Genomic DNA, 16,499 nt, shown 5'->3' on the forward strand with positions numbered 1-16,499 from the left:
CGACCGGAACCATGCCCGCAGTTCGGGCAATGATCCCGGAAAATCCCGGCCCTCCACTGGCACATCCATCATGAGCCACACAATACGCGCAGCCCCCGACATCACGGCAGTTACATGGATAGCCAATCTCTGTGATTTCCGGTTCCAAGGAGACCCGCTTGATCATTGTGGGTGCCCCGAGTTTCTCCTTGAACACGTCCAAGGTGTATCCCGCGTGAAGACTCTGGAGCGTGTCCGCCGCACGAACTCGAGGAAAGGCTGTGTTGAAGGCCATCGGTGCAAAGGCCAAAATGGCAGTAATTGCTGTGGTTATCGCGGCAACGCCCAGAATGAACTTGAACGCTGGGGATATTGTTTTCGCGTACGTATCTTTAGTCCCCTGGAAAAAACGAATATATGCGGGTCTGACCTCTCCAGCAACAGGAGCAGAGTTGCCGTCAACGACAGTCTCGGGAGAGGTCGAACCATCGATGTTGGGCCTGCTTGCTGGCGTATCTTGGTTGTGGGTCACCACGAACTCCTCCAATGGTCTGCATCTTGCGACTTGGTTGCGTTAAGACTGCAGGCGGCATACATCCGAATCCTAGCCTGGGTCTGCCCACTTTCACCTGCGCGTCAGAAAGTCACAAGTCAGATGTTGTGTCGTAGAACCACAAGCTTGCGAGAATCTCATAGCTGCCGTACGCGTCATCAGTGATTGGCTCAAGCTCACGGCAGAGCCGGGACTCGTTCATGTTCTGCATCGTCAAGCCGGGCTCCACCGGTCAGGAGGTAATGCTCAAGTCGAAACGGGAGAAGTATGGGAGCGAACTATCGCGCGCGATGCGTGGCGCCATGGTGAAGTTGGTGGCGCCGTACACAAGCGTGACGTTGCGCACTCTCCTCCTCTCAGCCGCCCACGAGTGCTCCCGTCCCTGCCGCAATGAATCCGAAGATCAAGATGTCTTGGCAGAAGTGAATGAACCACGCCCAGAATAGGCCTCCTGTTTCCAGCATCGACTTGCCGAGGAGCCAGCCCAGAACGCCGGCCATGAGTACCCCCACTATCCCGTAGGGCATCCCGTAGAAGTGAGCGAAGCCAAAGAAGGCCGCCACCAGCAGCAGCCCCTGCGTGCGCCCAGCGGGGCCCTCCAGAACCGACAGGAACGACGACTTAAAGGTCACCTCCTCGTTGAAGGCGTTAGACGCAGCAGTCAACACAATCACAGGAATGAGTGGAACCAAGCCTGGCAGCACATCAACCGAGGGTCGCCCCGCGATCAACAGAAATGCCAACGTACCAAGGCTGATGAAGATGGCAAGGTTTCGCCCAAAAACATTCCAGCGCAAGGTTGGCTTCGTTCCTAACAGTCGCACCGGAGTCACCGGCGCAGCGAGGTATCCCCGGGTGAGGTAGAAAGCTGAAGCCTTCATTTTTGAGGATGAACAAGAGGACGATGATGATGCCAGTGACCGTAAGCCTCATCGACTGATCCACAATCATCCGGACGGTGAACGACGTGTCTTCCATCCATGACTGCAGGAACGGCAACTGGGCGATTCTCGTGTAGACCCACCACTGACTCACGACCAGCACGAGCAGCAGGCCGAAAAACTCGCGCAATCTCCGTATCGATTTCCAAAGAAACGTCAGCGCTAGACCGGCAAAGGCAACTCCCACGGGGAACGCGATCCGCAATCCCTCAGAGGGAACGTAGTGGAACATCTCCCGCAGGATAATTTCGGGCAAGGAAACCGCAAGAATCGTTATCCAAGCGACAATGACCACGGTACGACTTTGGGAGTGGACCGCGCGTTCCATGTTCTCGGATCGGCTCATCGATTCATCCTAAAATGGTTTCGGTATCCACACCCGGAGCCCGAGGGGCGACGTTGGTGGCACCCGTAGAAGGCTTGGTCCGGCGGTGCCAGGTTTTTGAGTCAATCTCTAGCCGGCAAGTCGGGTTTCCTCCATGGGGTGGTCGAGGCATCCTAGCAGGCGCGGCTTACTGCCTTCAATACGACCGCACCATCACATGCGCAAGCAGTACGGTTTCGCAGGGGAGCGCTGGCCATCAACTGACCAGGAACGGACTTCGCAATGCCGCTGGTGTTTGAAGCGTCTATCCCGTCTGTGATCGATTGGACCTGAATCCCCCGTGCCCGGAAGTCTGCACGCTTCACGGTTTCTGGGCGGTCAAGTTCCTCATACTGCTCGTAGCGTGAACCAATCTGCTGTGAGGTTCAACCCGCTCCCAGTACCAAAGTGGCTAGATTCTGCTGTTTATTGTCTCGGGACACCGTGAGGCTGTAGGTTCCAATGCGTGGAGCCTACGCTCGCAACGGTCCGCTCCCCCATTCCTCCCTTCTCCTATCCGGTTCAGGGACAATTTCACCACGTTCTCCGTCGTCAGTGGCGAGGCAGCCCACCCCTGGCTGCTGGGCATCTCCACGGCGCGGGAGAACCAGCTGCCCAACCTGCGCGAGTCTGGCCTGGGGCCCAGGATTGCCTAGCAATGCACCAGCTTCGTGGCCGTGCGTGGCCGTGTGTGGCATGGTGGCCCGCGGTCTGGGCTGCCTGGGGTGCCGCTGGCCATCGAGGGGAAACCGACCAAAGCAACATCTGCTTCTTCACCCCAGCCGACCAAAAGACAAGCCCCGGAAACTAGTAGCCCGCTACCGGGTCTACCACCCCGGCCAGCTCCTGTCCGCTGGCAAACAGGCGGACATTTTCCGCCACACGGGCGGCCAGCAGTGAGGCCACCATTTCGAACGTGTCCGCGCTGTGGGGGGTGATCAGCGCCTTGGGCTCAGCCCACAGCGGGTGGCCGTCGGGCAGCGGCTCAGGGTACGTGACGTCCAGACCGGCCCCGGCCAACCGGTCGGCCGCCAACGCGGCGCACAGTGCATCCGTGTCGATCAGGCCACCCCGGGCAATGTTCACCACCACGGCGCTTGGCTTCAATAGAGCCAGCTCCGGTGCGCCCAACAGCCAGCGGGTGTTAGGCGTCAGCGCGGCCGCAAGGACCACCACATCCGCTTCAGGCAGCACCTGCACCAAGGCCTCCGAGGTGACGGTGCGGTCCGCGCCGGGAACGGTAATATTCTGTCGGCGGACCACCGTGACATTGGTGTTGAAGGCCTTCATCAGCCGCACAATTTCCATGCCGATGCCGCCCGCGCCGACCACCAGAACGTTCAGTCCGTGCAACGACGTTCCGGCCTGGGGGCCCCACGAGGTGGCCCGTACCCGCTCCGGCAGCTGGCGCAGCAGGGCCAGCGTCAGGGCAAGAGCGTGTTCGCCCACGGGTGGGGCATAGGCACCTTTGGCGCTGGTCCATATTTTTTCCGGGTACGCCGCAATTGTGTCCATGTAGGACTCAATCCCGGCGGATGGCAGCTGCACCCAGCGGATCGTCGGCCGCGTGTCCAGGATGGTTTTGAGTGCGGCCCGGTCCGGATTGAAGCCGACCACCAGCCCGTCGGGATTGTCAGCAAGATCGGTCAGCACGCCGCCACCGTCCGTGACGGCCGTGGCAAACAAGGGGTGGGAGTCGGGCAAAACGCTAATGCGGGGGGCAAACTGTGTCATGGTGGCAGCTTAACGCACGACGACGACGGCTGGGGAGCCGCCGCCGTCGCACGTTAACCTCGAGAGATCATGGCGTCCGTTTATAGTCCATATTTACTGTCGCGGTCGGACGCGTTTGTGGTCTGGAAAGAATCCGTGCTCAAGTCCCCAAAGGATGGCGTTGGAGCGGTCCGTTACGCCGATACGGCGGTAGCAGCTACGGATAAACGTCTTGACGGTGTTGATGGATAGCCGGGCCCTTTCTGCTATCTCCGCGTTACCCAGACCTTGGGTGATGAGGGCAAGAACTTCAGCTTCCCGTTGGGTCAGGCCTTCTTCGCGGCCGGGCCAATCACCGAGGGTAGATTTCGACTGGCCACTGGGCCCTTGGAAAACTTGGCTTTCACCCCGGTGGATATCGTGGAGGGCACTAACAAGGTGGGCCGCGGGAAGGCCTTTGGACAGGTACCCGCTGGCGCCGTTAGCCAGTGCAGCTTCGATCCGTGTTTCATCAAGGTCCCACGAATAGACAACCACCTTGCCGGCCAGCGGATTGCTTGCCAGTTCGTGCACATCCGCACCGTCTCCCGGCGTCGCCGCGAACGTGTCGTAGAGCGTGAGATCAACCGGTTCGGCCACATTTCGATTGAGGTCGAGTTCGATGACCTCAACGGTATCCCCATAGGACCGAAGCATCATCTCCAGCCCTCGAAGCACGATTTCATAGTCATCCACGAGGGCGACGCGCAGGTTTGCCATTTTCTCACCATACGGTAGGTGGGGGGCGCAAGAGTTCACCCCTTGGGGTGAAGACGTTACCCCCTTCGATAATTAGGCTTTGGGGATGAATTCAGCCCAAACCATGAACAGAAGCACGCCGGAGGACGACGATCTCCACCAGGCGACTGTTCGGGAGCTTATTGTTCAATTGGCTCTGGCCGAAGATGAACACCGGAACACCGACGATCCCAAACGCATCGCAGCCTTGACCCGACGCGAGCAAGCAATCGTCGCGGCCATACACCGCTATGGGCTCGGGCACACAGCCCCGGACAGCCCACAACCACTTGGGCCGTCACTAACCGCCTCCTCTGAAAACCTGGCGGTCAAATAGTGCCAACCAGGACCACGCAACAGGTAACTCCAAGTCAGGTTGAGCATCCTCAGACCCGATCATCGGCTGACTTGCAGGCAACGGCCGCGAGGGTGGTGGTCAGGGATGGCGGCATCGAGATCCACGGATACGTGGTTGCCCACGAGGGGAACCACGTCCGCGTCATGTGGGTTGTAGCGTCCGGCCGGCACCGCCAGCGCACGTTCTCAGCCGAGACGGTATTCCTGCCAGGGCACGACCACCGATGGGATGGGTACCTTATTCCTTTCGAAAAGCTCGCTGTCATCCGTCTGGCAGCCCGCTGAACGCGGCGGACGTGTGCGACATCATGTACTCGCACACTCAGCGGCCCAGAACTCCTCCGCTGTTCCGTGACTCCAATCCCGGAGATACGTTGCTGGAATCAATCTCCCGAACTCTCACACTCGGGCTTTCCCCTGACGGCATTCCCCTCTCGCCACAACCACCAAGGTTAGAGTCCGGGATGAGTGCTGATCAGTTGGTGCTTCAGTTCGTGGGGCTAGCCGACGCTCTCTCGCGCCGCTACAACGCCCCGGGGTGTGAGGCCGAAGACTTGCAGCAGGTAGCCCGGCTCGGACTAGTGAAGGCTGCCAAGAGGTACCGTGACTTGGGAAATCATGGGTTCATGGCCTTTGCAGTGCCGACCATCACTGGGGAGCTCAAACGACATCTCAGGGATCATTCCTGGGTGGTGAGGCCACCGAGGTCCCTCCAGGAAGCCAGGCTCAAGATCAGGCAGGTACGCCCCGAGCTGACTCAGCATCTGGGAAGGTATCCTTCAATCGCCGATCTGAGTTTGGCCGTTGGCATGTCAGTGACGGAAACGACGCTGGCATTGATAGCCGAGACGGCCATGGTCGCCCAACCGATCGAGCAAAATGATTCACCAACGAGCTTCGAGGACCGAGGGCACGACGTCCTTCTAGCTGCGGAGGACCCCGGCTATGAACGCGTTGAGCAGAAGCTGACCCTTGAAACGGCTCTCAGCGACACGAGCGAGCAAGACCGGCTGCTACTTCATCTGCGCTTTGTCCTGGAGTTGTCGCAGGGGCAGATCGCCCAGGAACTCGGTGTCAGTCAAATGCAGATTTCCCGACGCCTCAAACAGTTGCTCGACCGTCTCGGGCGTCGCCTGACCGAGCCCGCGGAAAAGTAAACGACAGCGCTGGATAAAACGCGAGGTGGCCCCGTCCCGCGTCCCCCTTGGAGGACGCGGGACGGGGCCACCTTAATTTCACGCTAGAAATAGCACTTGGCCGATGTGCTTGTCACAGGAATCCTTGTCCAACTCTTCGATCTATCGAGATCTGAATAGGGCCCGTGTGCTCGCCTCGTGTCAGGCGCGGCGCCGCACAATGGCGCCATAGATGCCCAAGACGACCAGTGAGCCCACGATGGCGACCAGCCAGGTTTGCAGGCTCCAGAAATTCTCAAGCCCGACGCCGAAGATCGCCCCACCGATCCATCCACCGATCAAGGCCCCCACGACTCCCAGGAGCATGGTGATAAGGATCCCACCACTCTGACGGCCGGGCAGAATGGCTTTCGCTATTGCACCAACGATGAGTCCCAATATCAGGAACGCGATAAAACTCATGAACTAACTCCTTTTGTTTCAACTTCTCAGATCGAGTGGGGGCGTACCCACTCTGGGCGTGCCCCGGTGACTCCGCGACGATTAGCGGCCAGTGACGTCCTTGGCAGCATCCTTGACGTGCTCACCAGCCTGCTTGATACCGGCCTTGGCCTGGTCCCCTTCGCCTTCCGCTTCAAGGCCCTGATCGTTCGTGGCTGCACCGATATGCTCCTTGGCCTTGCCCTTGAGCTCCTCGGCCTTATTTTCAAACTTGTCTGCGATACCCATGTGTGTCTCCTTCAGGGAACGATAAGCACGAGCGGCCGCCCGGCCGCTGCGCTTCGGTCCGTTTACCGGGCTACGCAGCAATGGCGCCACGAGCCTCACCCTTTACAATTCCCCCAACCGGGGAATTCAAACATTTTCGCTACCAGTTTCTTTTGCATAGAGTGCTTTTGTAATCGCAGGGCCGCGTCCACGGCCGCCCGGTACGGCAAAGAGCCGGAACAGCACCGTAACCTCGGCGGAATCGCCAGAGTACCCGTCTTCGACGTGTGCCGTGGTGTTAACGGGCAGGCGGCACAGCTGCTGCGCCAGTGCCGCGGTGGCCGCCTTGCTGGACCGGCCGCCGTCGGACAGACCTGCACTTGCTGCGATGCCAAATCTGGTGGCGCGAAGGGCACGAGGCTCAAAAGATTCCTTGTCCGTGTCAAGCCTCGTGCCTGACTTTTATGCACTGACTGCCCTTCGGATCATGGTGATCAGGCTGCTAACCAGTCCCGGCAGCGCGTCGTCGTCCGGCTGCTGTGCCATGAGCCAGATATCCATTGCCTGGCCCATTCCCATCACGACGGCGATCAGCAGGGACGGTGGCAGATCCTCGCGCACTGCCCCCACGCCTTGACCGGTAGCGAGGGCCTGCTCGATCCAGGGCAGTGAGGCCTGCTCAAGGTCAGCCTTTGCCGTCTCGAACGAGGGAGTTCTCGAAGCAGCAGTCCAACCGCGCAGCAATGCCGCCAGTTGAGGGGACGCAGCAAGCGCCCGCAACAAATTCAGGTAGTAGCCTTCCAGCACGGCCCAGAACTCATCTGCACCACCCACGTCCAGCTCCGGCAGCGGCCCCACACGGACAAAGAGCCCGGCCAAACCGGTGCGCGCAACATAGGCATAGAGATCCTCTTTGCCGTCGAAGTAGTAGTACATCGTGCCCTTGGAAATACCGGCCGCCTCGATCATCCGGTTCAGGGAAGCATCATGGAAGCCGTGGGCGGCAAATTCGTCCAAGGCCGCCTGCACAATGGCCTGCTGCTGCTTCAGCGGCAGTTTCGTAAATCGGGGCCTCACCATCCGCTTACAGCGCTGTCTTCGATGCGGGAAACGCAGGAAGCTCCACCGCGTCGTGGAAGCTTCTCCCCATGACGAGGTCGGCAATCTTGGGAAGGCCCATCAAGCGCATCACAGTGTTCCTTTCAAAAAGCTGGAGTCTGTTCTTCGGCGCGAACGCCAGCCCCAAACCAACGGCGGCATCCTGCTTGGATTGCAGCAGCGGGGCCAGTAGCGCCTGATAGCGAGCGAACGCGTCACCCGCATCACCGCCGGAGGCCAGCTCGGCACCAAGCGTGTAGGCCTCCACCATAGCCAAGGCGGACCCCTGCCCCGCCAAAAACGAGGGGCACGCCGCGGCATCGCCCACCAAAGCCACCCGCCCCGTCGTCCACGATGGCATCCGGATCTGGCTCACAGAATCGAAATAGAAGTCCTTGGCCTTGCCCATGAGATCGAGCATGCAGGGCACCTCCCACCCCTTGGCGGCGAGGGTAGCCCGCAACAACTCTTCCTGTGCTGCGCGATCAGCTGGTACTTCACCCTCATGCCGGACGCTAAACAGGAACAACGTCTTGTCGTCGCGCAGGGAAAGCCGAACAGCCTGAAAGCCGACGTCGGCGTACATCATCGCAACGAGTTCGTCCCGCTGCGGATATCCCGTCGTTTCGAACGCGGCGACAACCATGCCAAGGTACCGCTCGAATCCTTGATCCGGGCCGAAGGCGAGCTGCCTTACCTTGGAGTGGAGTCCATCGGCGCCGACGACCAAGTCGAAGTCTCCCGTCCTCCCGCTCTCAAAGGTGACCCGCACCCGATCGCCGTCGTCGGCAAGCTCTGCCACCGTGTCGCCCAGGATCAGCTCGGCAGCACCGCCAAGGGCTTCGTAGATCACCGCAGAGAGGTCGGAGCGGGCCAGACTCAAATAGGTCTCCACCGATTCCATGATGGCATCGGGCTTGAAGGACGCCACCTTTCGACCTTCGCGATTGACGGCCCTGGCTTCCGTCATGACGTACCCGCGCTCACGCAGTTTGGGCACGATGCCCATCTTCTCCGCCACTTCGAACCCTGCACCCCAAAAATCGATCAGGTATCCGCCGCTGCGCAATTCCTGTGCATGTTCGACGATGGTGACATGGTGCCCCGCCTTGTTCAGCCAGAACGCCAGCGTGGGGCCCGCAATACCTGCACCCACAATTAAGACCTTCATGATGGAACCTCGATCCAACCTTGCTTAGACCACCAGTATAAACCGGTGGTCTACAGATGTCACTGATGCATGTAAGCGGCTGGATTGCTGCTGATAGATGGTCTGGAATCCGCGCGAGAAGCCCTCTGTTTCATTAGGTCTCTCTGCCGACAATGCCTGAACCGCCAAGGTCCCAGACCACGAAAACCACGGGCCAGATGACACTTATGTCATAAATCGCCCAATCGGGACGTCGCGGGATGACACTCGTCACATAGAGCCTGTAATCCTGCACTCCGCCTGTGAGGGGAATCATCATGCGAACACCTGCCCACCACCCCTACCACCGGGCCCCGAGGCGCCGATTGAGCAGGCCGGCCGTCATTGTGACGCTCGCTTTGCTGCTCAGCAGCATCGGCCCGCTGGCAGGGATCAACAACTTCTCCGGACCCGATGCGGCACAGGCCGCAGTACCTGCGAGCGCCACCGACGCGACGAAAGTCCCCCACTACTTCGGTCCTTTCCCCAACTGGGCCAACAGCCCCCAGGTGCTGGCAGACGCCATGGTGAGCATCGGCGTCGGAACCCCCACACCGGTCCTGTACGGCAACCCGCTAACTGAGCGCCAGTACGCGACCGACTACGCCAAGCCGCCGGGTGAAATGGGCCCAGTGCTCATTGTCCTTGACCATGCGAAACTGCCAGCTGGCACCCTCCACGACTTCCAGAGCTGGAACCAAGGCACGACTGGAGGGAGTCCAACCACCTCAGCTGGCAACCTCTTCCACGCACTGGTGTTGCGACCCACAGCCACTGCTGGCGAATACACCGTCGTCTTCGCCAGCGACCAGCTAACAGTCCCGGTACCGGCAGTCGCCACCGGAGAGGTCACCACCTACACCGTGCCAGCCGTGACTGTGCAGAAAAACGACGTGATCGGCTTTTACGGCCAAGGGATTCCAGTTGACACAGGGGTTCCCGCCAATGGCGACACCTTGAGCACACCGGCTAGCGGCGATACGACAATGGCCGCCAACGTTGCCCCAGCCAAGGACTCCACTCTCAAGCTGGGAGCCACGAACTATCCGGACTTCTCACATGACCGCACCTACTCTTTTGGCGCTGACGTCACTCCGACCATCGCCGACCCGGGAACGGGCGCCGAGGCAACAGCCTCGGTGGACCCGAAGACGGGCGCAATCTCAGGTGTGACCGTAACCAGCCCAGGCGCCGGCTACGCAGTTCCGCCCGCGGTGACAATCACGACTGCCGGAGTCACCCCCACCACAGTGGCTAAAGCCACCGCCAAGATCGCCACCGGCGTCATCACCAGCATTGACGTCAACGAGACGGGCTACGGCTTCACCGCCCCCACCGTGACCCTGGCAGGCGGCAACCCTACTGCCGGTTCGGAGGCACAGGCACTGGCCAGCGGGACAGTCGATGACTTGAAACTAACCGATGGAGGCAAGGGCTACGCAGCCCAGCCGTTGGTTAACATCTCCAAGCCTGACCTGGCCGACGGCGTGCAGGCCACTGCCAGCGCAACCATGGACGCCAACGGTGTGGTCACCGGCGTCGAACTTGCGATCGCCGGCAGTGGCTACACGTCCGCTCCGACAGTGACCATCACCGATGCCAGCAAGACCAACCCCACCGTGTGGGCCAGCGTTGTCGCCACCATCGGCGTCACCCGGATCGACATGACCAGCGGTGGTGCGGGCTACCTCTCAGCACCCACAGTGACCATTGCGGACACCGTGGGCATTGCCGACAAGGGTGCCAGCGGAACTGCCAAAGTGGCTGTCAAAGGCTCCGTCACCGAAATTGTGGTGACCACCCCCGGAGCCGGATACCTCACCCCCGGCATCAAGAAGTTCGTCGACACGCTGCCCGGCCAAGGTGAGGCCAACGCCAACGACCTGGGCCAGTACATCCCGGTCGCGGTACCCGACACCACCACCTATCCAGGTACGGACTACTACGAAATCGCGGTGGTGCAATTCCGGATGAAGTTCCACCGGGACCTGCCGGCCACTCTCCTTCGCGGCTACGTCCAGCTCTCCACCAGCGTCGTCCCAGGCAAGAAGGTGGCCCTCGGCAACGCCAACATTGACCCGGCCATCCCCGACAGCCCCATCAGCTTCAACGGCGTGGACAACCCGCATTACCTCGGCCCGACCATCGTCGCCTCGAAGAACAAGCCCGTCCGCGTCCTGTTCCGCAACCTGCTGCCCACCGGTGTGGATGGCGACCTGTTCCTGCCGGTCGACACCTCGGTCATGGGTTCAGGCGCCGGCCCCGACATGATGACGCTCGATCCCGCAACGAAAGTTCCGGAAGACATGGCGCCGGACGAGGGAAGTGTCCTTGACGGCGTGCGCAACCCGATGTGTGGCGAAACGCCGAAGCCGGCCACCTGCTACTCGGAGAACCGCGCCACCTTGCACCTGCACGGCGGCATCACCCCGTGGATCAGTGACGGTACACCTCACCAGTGGGTCACCCCCGGCGGCGAAAACACCGCCTACCCCAAGGGCGTCAGCGTCAGCAACGTCCCGGACATGCCAGATCCCGGCCCCGGTGCCGAGACCTTCTTCTACACCAACCAGCAGAGCGCCCGCATGATGTTCTACCACGACCACGCGTGGGGCATCACCCGGCTCAACGTGTACGCCGGTGAAGTAGCCGGCTACATGATCACGGACGACGCCGAGCAGAAGCTGATGGCCCCCGGCGGAGCCCTTGAGGGGCTCGGCATGGGAACTGAGCTGATCATCCAGGACAAGACGTTCGTGCCTAGCACCACACGGATGGCCCAGCTTGACCCGACTTGGGATGCTAAGAAGTGGGGTGGCGAAGGCAACCTCTGGCAACCGCACGTGTACATGCCCGCGCAGAACCCTGGCGACTCCACCGGCATGAGCGCCTTCGGCCGCTGGTTCTACGGCCCGTGGTTCTGGCCGCCGGCCAAGGACGCCAAGTACCCGCCCATCGCCAACCCCTATTACGACCCCGCCTGCGATGCGAACGTTGCTGACTTCTGCGAGCCAGCCCTGATCCCGTCGACGCCGAACAACTCCGTGGGCATGGAAGCCTTCCATGACACCCCCGTGGTGAATGGCACCGCCTACCCGACGACGACCATGGATCCCAAGTCCTACCGGTTCAGGATCCTCAACGGTTCCGACGACCGGTTCTGGAACCTTTCCTGGTACGTCGCCGATCCAGCAACAGGCACCGAGGTTGCGCTGAAGGCCAGCGAACTCTCGCTGGCACAGACCGACCCGGTCGTCATGCCGACACCGGACACGGCCAAGAGCCCCAAGGGCCCTGACTGGATCCAGATCGGCAACGAGGGAGGCTTCCTGCCGACCCCGGCAGTGGTGCCCGCCCATGAGACAACGTTCATCACGGACGCAACCAGGTTCGACGTCGGCAACGTGGACCAGCACTCGCTGCTTCTCGCACCGGCTGAACGCGCCGACGTGATCGTGGACTTCTCCGCCTACCGAGGGAAGACGCTGATCCTCTACAACGATGCACCTGCGGCGTTCCCGGGCAGGATCCCCGGTTACGACTACTACACCGGCGGACCGGACATGTTCCCGGCCGGCGCACCCACCACGCTGCCCGGCTACGGGCCCGACACCCGCTCGGTCATGCAAGTCAAGGTATCCACCGCAGCACCTGCGCTGGCCTTCGACCGGCCAAACACCACCGCTGACCAAATGGGCAAGCTGATGGCCGCGTTCGACCACCACACCGACGCTGCCGGCAACCCCGCCGGAGTGTTTGAGTCCAGCCAAAACCCGATCGTGGTTGGCCAATCCGCGTACAACCAGGCCTACGGGACGAGCTTCGTCGGCAACGGGTATTGCAACGCGGCCGTCACCCCCGCAGCCAAGTGCGACGGGTTCGCGCGCATCGCCGAGCAAGGAGGCGAGCAGTTCAAATTCGACACCTTGGCGGGTCCCCAGCTCAGCGTTCCCATCGAGGGCAAGAGCGTCCACGATGAAATGAACGCAGCGAACTTTGACGAGTGGGGGCGCATGAGCGGCAACATCGGGTTGGAGGCGCCAGGAGCAACACCGCTGCTGCAAAACATCATCCTCTACCCGTACGTGAACCCGTCCACGGAAAACCTGGATGGCACCAAGGGGACCAACAGCCTCAATGTGACCCCCATATCCACCAACGCAGACGGCACGCAGATCTGGAAGATCACCCACAACGGTGTGGACACCCACCCGCTGCACTTCCACCTCAATGACGTGCAACTGTTGAACAGGGTCACCTGGGACAACATCATCATCCCGCCTGAACCTACAGAAATCGGCTGGAAGGACACGGTGCGTGTCAGTCCGCTGGAGGACACCATCGTGGCGGTCCGCCCCATCCTGCCGAAACTCCCGTTCGCCATCCCGGACAGCAACCGGCCGTTGAACCCGATGATGCCGCTAGGTGCCAAGGGCTCGATCACCGGTGTCAACGGGTACGAGGCCGGGTTCAACAACACCGACACCAACGGCAATCCGATCGCCCCGATTAGCAACGACATGACCAACTTCGGCTGGGAATACGTGTGGCACTGCCACATCCTCAGCCACGAGGAGATGGACATGATGCGGCCCATCGCGGTCAGCACACCCCGCACCCTGGCCGACGCCTCAGTATTGAGCTTCACCAGACCGGCGAGTGACGTGCTGCTGAGTTGGACTGACGGGACCCCGGTATCAATCACGGATCCCACCACTTGGGGCAATGCGAAGAACGAGCTCGGTTACAAGATTGAGCGTGCGCCGCTTGCCAACGGCACGCCCGGCACGTACGCCCCCCTTGCCACCACACTGGCGAACGTCACCACCTACACCGACAAGACTGCCGGTACCGGACAATACGCCTACAGGGTGACAGCATGGAACGCGGCCGGAAACACGGTCTCGGCGCCTGTCCTCACAGCCACCACGGTTGCCACCATCCCGAAGGTGACCAGCCAGAACCCCGCAGCCGGGGCGACCAGTGTGGCGACCAACGTTCGCCCAACCGTCACCTTCAACGAGGCCGTCACCGGAGTCAGCAACTCCACGTTCACGCTGAAGCAGGGCGCAACGTCCGTTGCCGCCTCGGTAAGCTACAACGCGGCGACGCGGACGGCAACCCTCACCCCGACGTCGGCCCTGGCAACTGACAAGACCTACACCCTCTCGTTGACCACGGCCATCAAGAGCGTGACAGGCGGTTCATTGGCAGCGACGAGCTGGACCTTCATCACCGGTCCCGCGCCGACGGTCACCAACACCAACCCCGCCGCCGGAGCCACCGGCGTCGGACTGGGAACGGCGACCACCCGGACCCCGCTGAGGGCAACCTTCAGCGAAGCAGTGACGGGCCTGCCCACCACCGCTGCCAGCACCCCCAACTTCACCCTGAAGCTGGGAACGGCAACCATCGCCTCCAAGGTCAGCTACAACGCCACCACCAGGGTTGCCACGCTGACCCCGAACGCACCACTGCTCAGCGACAGGACCTACACCCTGACCCTGAGCAACGCGGTCAAGGACGTGGCAGGCAACCCGCTCACCGCCAAGACGTGGACCTTCATCACCGGTCCCGCGCCTGTCGTGACGAATCGGACCCCGGCGGTCAATGCCACCAGGGTCAGCCGGACGGCGAATATCACCGCAAAGTTCAGCGAGGCAGTCACAGGCCTGCCCGCCACGGCCGCGGCAAACGGGAATTTCACCATCAAGCGGAGCTCCAACGGCGCCGCCTTCCCGTCAGTTGTCAGCTACTCCGGCACCACGAGGGTGGCGACACTGAACCCGACCGGCACCCTGCTGGCCAACACGAAGTACACGCTCACCCTGGGCAACGGGATCAAGGATGCTGCGGGCAATCCGCTGGCTCCCGTGACCTGGAGCTTCACGACAGGCAACTAGCACTATCCGCGATGTACACCGCCGCCCAACCCCGCACGTCGGGGTTGGGCGGCGGTGTACATTGCGTGTATGGGCCCAGTCCTACAGGATCAGGAGACGATCGTGTTGACAGAAACTTCCCGTCGCAACCGCTGGCAGCAGTCACGGGCCCGGAGGCCGCTGGCACGCCGGTTCCTCGTGTTGCTGTTCGCCACGCTGTACTTGCTGATGGTGGTGCTGCCAACCCCTGTCCTGGCACACGCCGCGCTGCTATACTCGACGCCCGTCGACGGCGCAGCACTGTCCAAGGCACCGAGCTCGGTGGAGCTTGTCTTTGGTGAGACCGTTGCCCCTGTCCCCGACGGGTTCCAGCTCTACGACGGCAGCGGCGTTCAGCGCACTGTGCATGTCGAGCAGTTGGATGCCACCGTCACGGCCACCTTGCCGCCGAACCTCGCCGACGGCAGCTACAAGCTCAGCTGGCGGGTCATTTCCGATGACGCCCACCCCATTGCGGGCGTGCTGTCGTTCAGTGTGGGAAAGACCGGCGCTGCAGTCCCGGCCATCGCCAAAAACGATACCGGCCCGGTGGACATTCTGTACGGAGCGCTGAACGCCTTCGGCTATCTGGGGTTGTTCGCTCTTGTGGGACTCACGGTTTTCAACCTCTTCGTCACCCGAACCACCGTGGCGGCTCGCCACCTGCGATGGGTGGCTGCGTTCCTCGCCATCAGTACCTACGTCCTGCTGGTGCCCCTCACCGCGGTTCGGGAGAGGGGTTTGGATCTCGGTGGGCTGGCCGACCCAGCCGTCTTCACTTCTGGATGGTCCGGTGGTGCAGCGGTGACGCTGCTGCTCGCCCTCGCCGGAGTGGTGTTGATGCTCCTGGCCGCTCGGATCCCGGGCCGGAGAGGTTTCTGGGCCGGAACGGCCGGGGCCGGGATGGCGCTGCTCTCGGTGCTGCCCGTCGGCCACACCCGGACCTTCGGACCCAGCTGGGTGGTGATGGGCTCAGATCTGGTCCATGCAGCGACAGCCGCAGTTTGGCTGGGCGGTCTGGTGGGTCTGGTTTTGTTCCTTGCCCGTGCCCGACGGCGGAAGGGTGACCCTACCGAGGCTGCCGTGGTTCTGGGCAGGTTCTCCACGCTGGCAGGAAGTCTCGTCGTTCTGCTGGGCATCACGGGCACCATCCTGGCCGTGGTCATGGTCGGCTCCGTGGCAACTCTTGTGGGCAGTTCCTACGGTCGCTTGCTGATGGTCAAGCTGGCCATCGTCGCAGTGATCGGCGCACTCGCGGCGTGGAACCGGTTCGGGCTCCTCCCCCGTCTGGCGAACGAGGAAATCAAGGGGAAGGCTTGGTCCCGCCTGACCTTCGCCGTCCGCCTCGAAGCCATCGGTGTGGTGGTGGTCCTTGCGCTCACCTCCGCACTGACGTTGCAGAATCCGCGGGCAACCGAAGTGCAAGCCCCGGTCGGAACCGAGGTGCAAGCGGAGCTGGGAACGGGTCACTTGAACGGCCGGTTCAGCCCCGGCACGACGGGGCTGAACGTCCTGACCTTCGACCTTGCCGACGTGGGGGATGATCCCATCGTCCCGATCAGCCTGCCGCAAGTCAGTGCTGCGGAACAGAACCAGGGGTTTGGACCCCTGGCTGCCAAAGTTACCCCTGGGGCCACGCCTGGAAACTACCGGGCCGAAGTGGTGCTGCCGGAGCCAGGCACCTGGAAGATCACCGTCGCCGTCCGCGTCAACGAGCTTGAGCAGCCGGCCGCCGTCGTCAATGTGGTAGTAGCGAAGTGAGC

At 61.9% G+C, this 16,499-nt stretch carries 15 protein-coding genes; 5 read left to right on the top strand and 10 right to left on the bottom strand.

Annotation, left to right across the window (positions count from 1 at the left end; genetic code table 11):
- The 5 genes from JMA46_RS07920 to JMA46_RS07940 form a co-directional block, all read right to left on the bottom strand.
- Positions 1 to 511, bottom strand: a 511-nt coding sequence (locus JMA46_RS07920; RefSeq protein ID WP_207344801.1) for a hypothetical protein, incomplete at its 3' end; no start/stop codon positions are given.
- 377 nt (positions 512 to 888) lie between these two features.
- Entirely contained in the window at positions 889 to 1,206 is a 318-nt protein-coding gene (locus JMA46_RS07925; RefSeq protein ID WP_207344802.1) for a CPBP family intramembrane glutamic endopeptidase, read from the bottom strand.
- Between the two features lie 31 nt (positions 1,207 to 1,237).
- Positions 1,238 to 1,819, bottom strand: a complete 582-nt coding sequence (locus JMA46_RS07930; protein ID WP_207344803.1) for a hypothetical protein — start codon at positions 1,817 to 1,819, stop codon at positions 1,238 to 1,240.
- A gap of 825 nt (positions 1,820 to 2,644) precedes the next feature.
- Positions 2,645 to 3,571 carry an NAD(P)-dependent oxidoreductase gene (locus JMA46_RS07935; RefSeq protein WP_207344804.1) on the bottom strand — a complete coding sequence of 309 codons (927 nt, stop codon included), beginning with the start codon at positions 3,569 to 3,571 and terminating at the stop codon, positions 2,645 to 2,647.
- Between the two features lie 93 nt (positions 3,572 to 3,664).
- Complete coding sequence (locus JMA46_RS07940) at positions 3,665 to 4,309, bottom strand: response regulator transcription factor (protein ID WP_207344805.1); 645 nt, start codon at positions 4,307 to 4,309, stop codon at positions 3,665 to 3,667.
- Positions 4,310 to 4,394: 85 nt separating this feature from the next.
- On the opposite strand from JMA46_RS07940, the gene JMA46_RS07945 reads away from it, so the two are divergent.
- The 3 genes from JMA46_RS07945 (at position 4,395) to JMA46_RS07955 (ending at position 5,841) form a co-directional block, all read left to right on the top strand.
- Positions 4,395 to 4,664: a hypothetical protein gene (locus JMA46_RS07945; RefSeq protein ID WP_207344806.1), complete on the top strand. Its 270-nt coding sequence runs from the start codon at positions 4,395 to 4,397 to the stop codon at positions 4,662 to 4,664.
- Between the two features lie 71 nt (positions 4,665 to 4,735).
- Positions 4,736 to 4,969: a hypothetical protein gene (locus JMA46_RS07950; protein ID WP_207344807.1), complete on the top strand. Its 234-nt coding sequence runs from the start codon at positions 4,736 to 4,738 to the stop codon at positions 4,967 to 4,969.
- Between the two features lie 179 nt (positions 4,970 to 5,148).
- Positions 5,149 to 5,841, top strand: coding sequence for a sigma-70 family RNA polymerase sigma factor (locus JMA46_RS07955; RefSeq protein WP_207344808.1), 693 nt, complete (start codon positions 5,149 to 5,151; stop codon positions 5,839 to 5,841).
- A gap of 180 nt (positions 5,842 to 6,021) precedes the next feature.
- Here the strand turns inward: JMA46_RS07955 and JMA46_RS07960 are convergent, their stop codons facing one another.
- The 5 genes from JMA46_RS07960 to JMA46_RS07980 form a co-directional block, all read right to left on the bottom strand.
- Positions 6,022 to 6,282 carry a GlsB/YeaQ/YmgE family stress response membrane protein gene (locus JMA46_RS07960; RefSeq protein WP_207344809.1) on the bottom strand — a complete coding sequence of 87 codons (261 nt, stop codon included), beginning with the start codon at positions 6,280 to 6,282 and terminating at the stop codon, positions 6,022 to 6,024.
- Between the two features lie 81 nt (positions 6,283 to 6,363).
- Positions 6,364 to 6,549 (bottom strand): CsbD family protein, encoded by a 186-nt coding sequence (locus tag JMA46_RS07965; protein ID WP_207344810.1) that lies wholly within the window; start codon positions 6,547 to 6,549, stop codon positions 6,364 to 6,366.
- A 441-nt stretch (positions 6,550 to 6,990) separates the two neighbouring features.
- On the bottom strand, positions 6,991 to 7,608 hold the full coding sequence (locus JMA46_RS07970; RefSeq protein WP_207344811.1) for a TetR/AcrR family transcriptional regulator: 618 nt from the start codon (positions 7,606 to 7,608) through the stop codon (positions 6,991 to 6,993).
- A 4-nt stretch (positions 7,609 to 7,612) separates the two neighbouring features.
- The gene (locus JMA46_RS07975) at positions 7,613 to 8,797 is read right to left on the bottom strand and encodes an FAD-binding domain (RefSeq protein WP_207344812.1); all 1,185 of its coding nucleotides are present in this window, start codon (positions 8,795 to 8,797) and stop codon (positions 7,613 to 7,615) included.
- A 133-nt stretch (positions 8,798 to 8,930) separates the two neighbouring features.
- Positions 8,931 to 9,095: a hypothetical protein gene (locus JMA46_RS07980; RefSeq protein WP_207344813.1), complete on the bottom strand. Its 165-nt coding sequence runs from the start codon at positions 9,093 to 9,095 to the stop codon at positions 8,931 to 8,933.
- Here JMA46_RS07980 and JMA46_RS07985 point away from each other — a divergent pair.
- Entirely contained in the window at positions 9,094 to 14,718 is a 5,625-nt protein-coding gene (locus JMA46_RS07985; RefSeq protein WP_207344814.1) for an Ig-like domain-containing protein, read from the top strand. The two genes, JMA46_RS07980 and JMA46_RS07985, sit on opposite strands and share 2 nt — an antisense overlap.
- Before the next feature lie 102 nt (positions 14,719 to 14,820).
- Positions 14,821 to 16,497: a copper resistance protein CopC gene (locus JMA46_RS07990; protein WP_207344815.1), complete on the top strand. Its 1,677-nt coding sequence runs from the start codon at positions 14,821 to 14,823 to the stop codon at positions 16,495 to 16,497.
- The last annotated feature ends 2 nt before the right edge of the window (positions 16,498 to 16,499 follow it).

Origin of the sequence: Arthrobacter sp. E3, assembly GCF_017353415.1 — a bacterium.
In the GTDB taxonomy this organism is placed as follows: Bacteria; Actinomycetota; Actinomycetes; order Actinomycetales; family Micrococcaceae; genus Specibacter.

Coding starts and splice junctions, on each gene's coding strand:
- JMA46_RS07930 (WP_207344803.1), bottom strand. CDS start 1,819: ATGAGCCGATCCGAGAACATGGAACGCGCGGTCCACTCCCAAAGTCGT.
- JMA46_RS07935 (WP_207344804.1), bottom strand. CDS start 3,571: ATGACACAGTTTGCCCCCCGCATTAGCGTTTTGCCCGACTCCCACCCC.
- JMA46_RS07940 (WP_207344805.1), bottom strand. CDS start 4,309: ATGGCAAACCTGCGCGTCGCCCTCGTGGATGACTATGAAATCGTGCTT.
- JMA46_RS07945 (WP_207344806.1), top strand. CDS start 4,395: ATGAATTCAGCCCAAACCATGAACAGAAGCACGCCGGAGGACGACGAT.
- JMA46_RS07955 (WP_207344808.1), top strand. CDS start 5,149: ATGAGTGCTGATCAGTTGGTGCTTCAGTTCGTGGGGCTAGCCGACGCT.
- JMA46_RS07960 (WP_207344809.1), bottom strand. CDS start 6,282: ATGAGTTTTATCGCGTTCCTGATATTGGGACTCATCGTTGGTGCAATA.
- JMA46_RS07965 (WP_207344810.1), bottom strand. CDS start 6,549: ATGGGTATCGCAGACAAGTTTGAAAATAAGGCCGAGGAGCTCAAGGGC.
- JMA46_RS07970 (WP_207344811.1), bottom strand. CDS start 7,608: ATGGTGAGGCCCCGATTTACGAAACTGCCGCTGAAGCAGCAGCAGGCC.
- JMA46_RS07975 (WP_207344812.1), bottom strand. CDS start 8,797: ATGAAGGTCTTAATTGTGGGTGCAGGTATTGCGGGCCCCACGCTGGCG.
- JMA46_RS07985 (WP_207344814.1), top strand. CDS start 9,094: ATGCGAACACCTGCCCACCACCCCTACCACCGGGCCCCGAGGCGCCGA.
- JMA46_RS07980 (WP_207344813.1), bottom strand. CDS start 9,095: ATGATGATTCCCCTCACAGGCGGAGTGCAGGATTACAGGCTCTATGTG.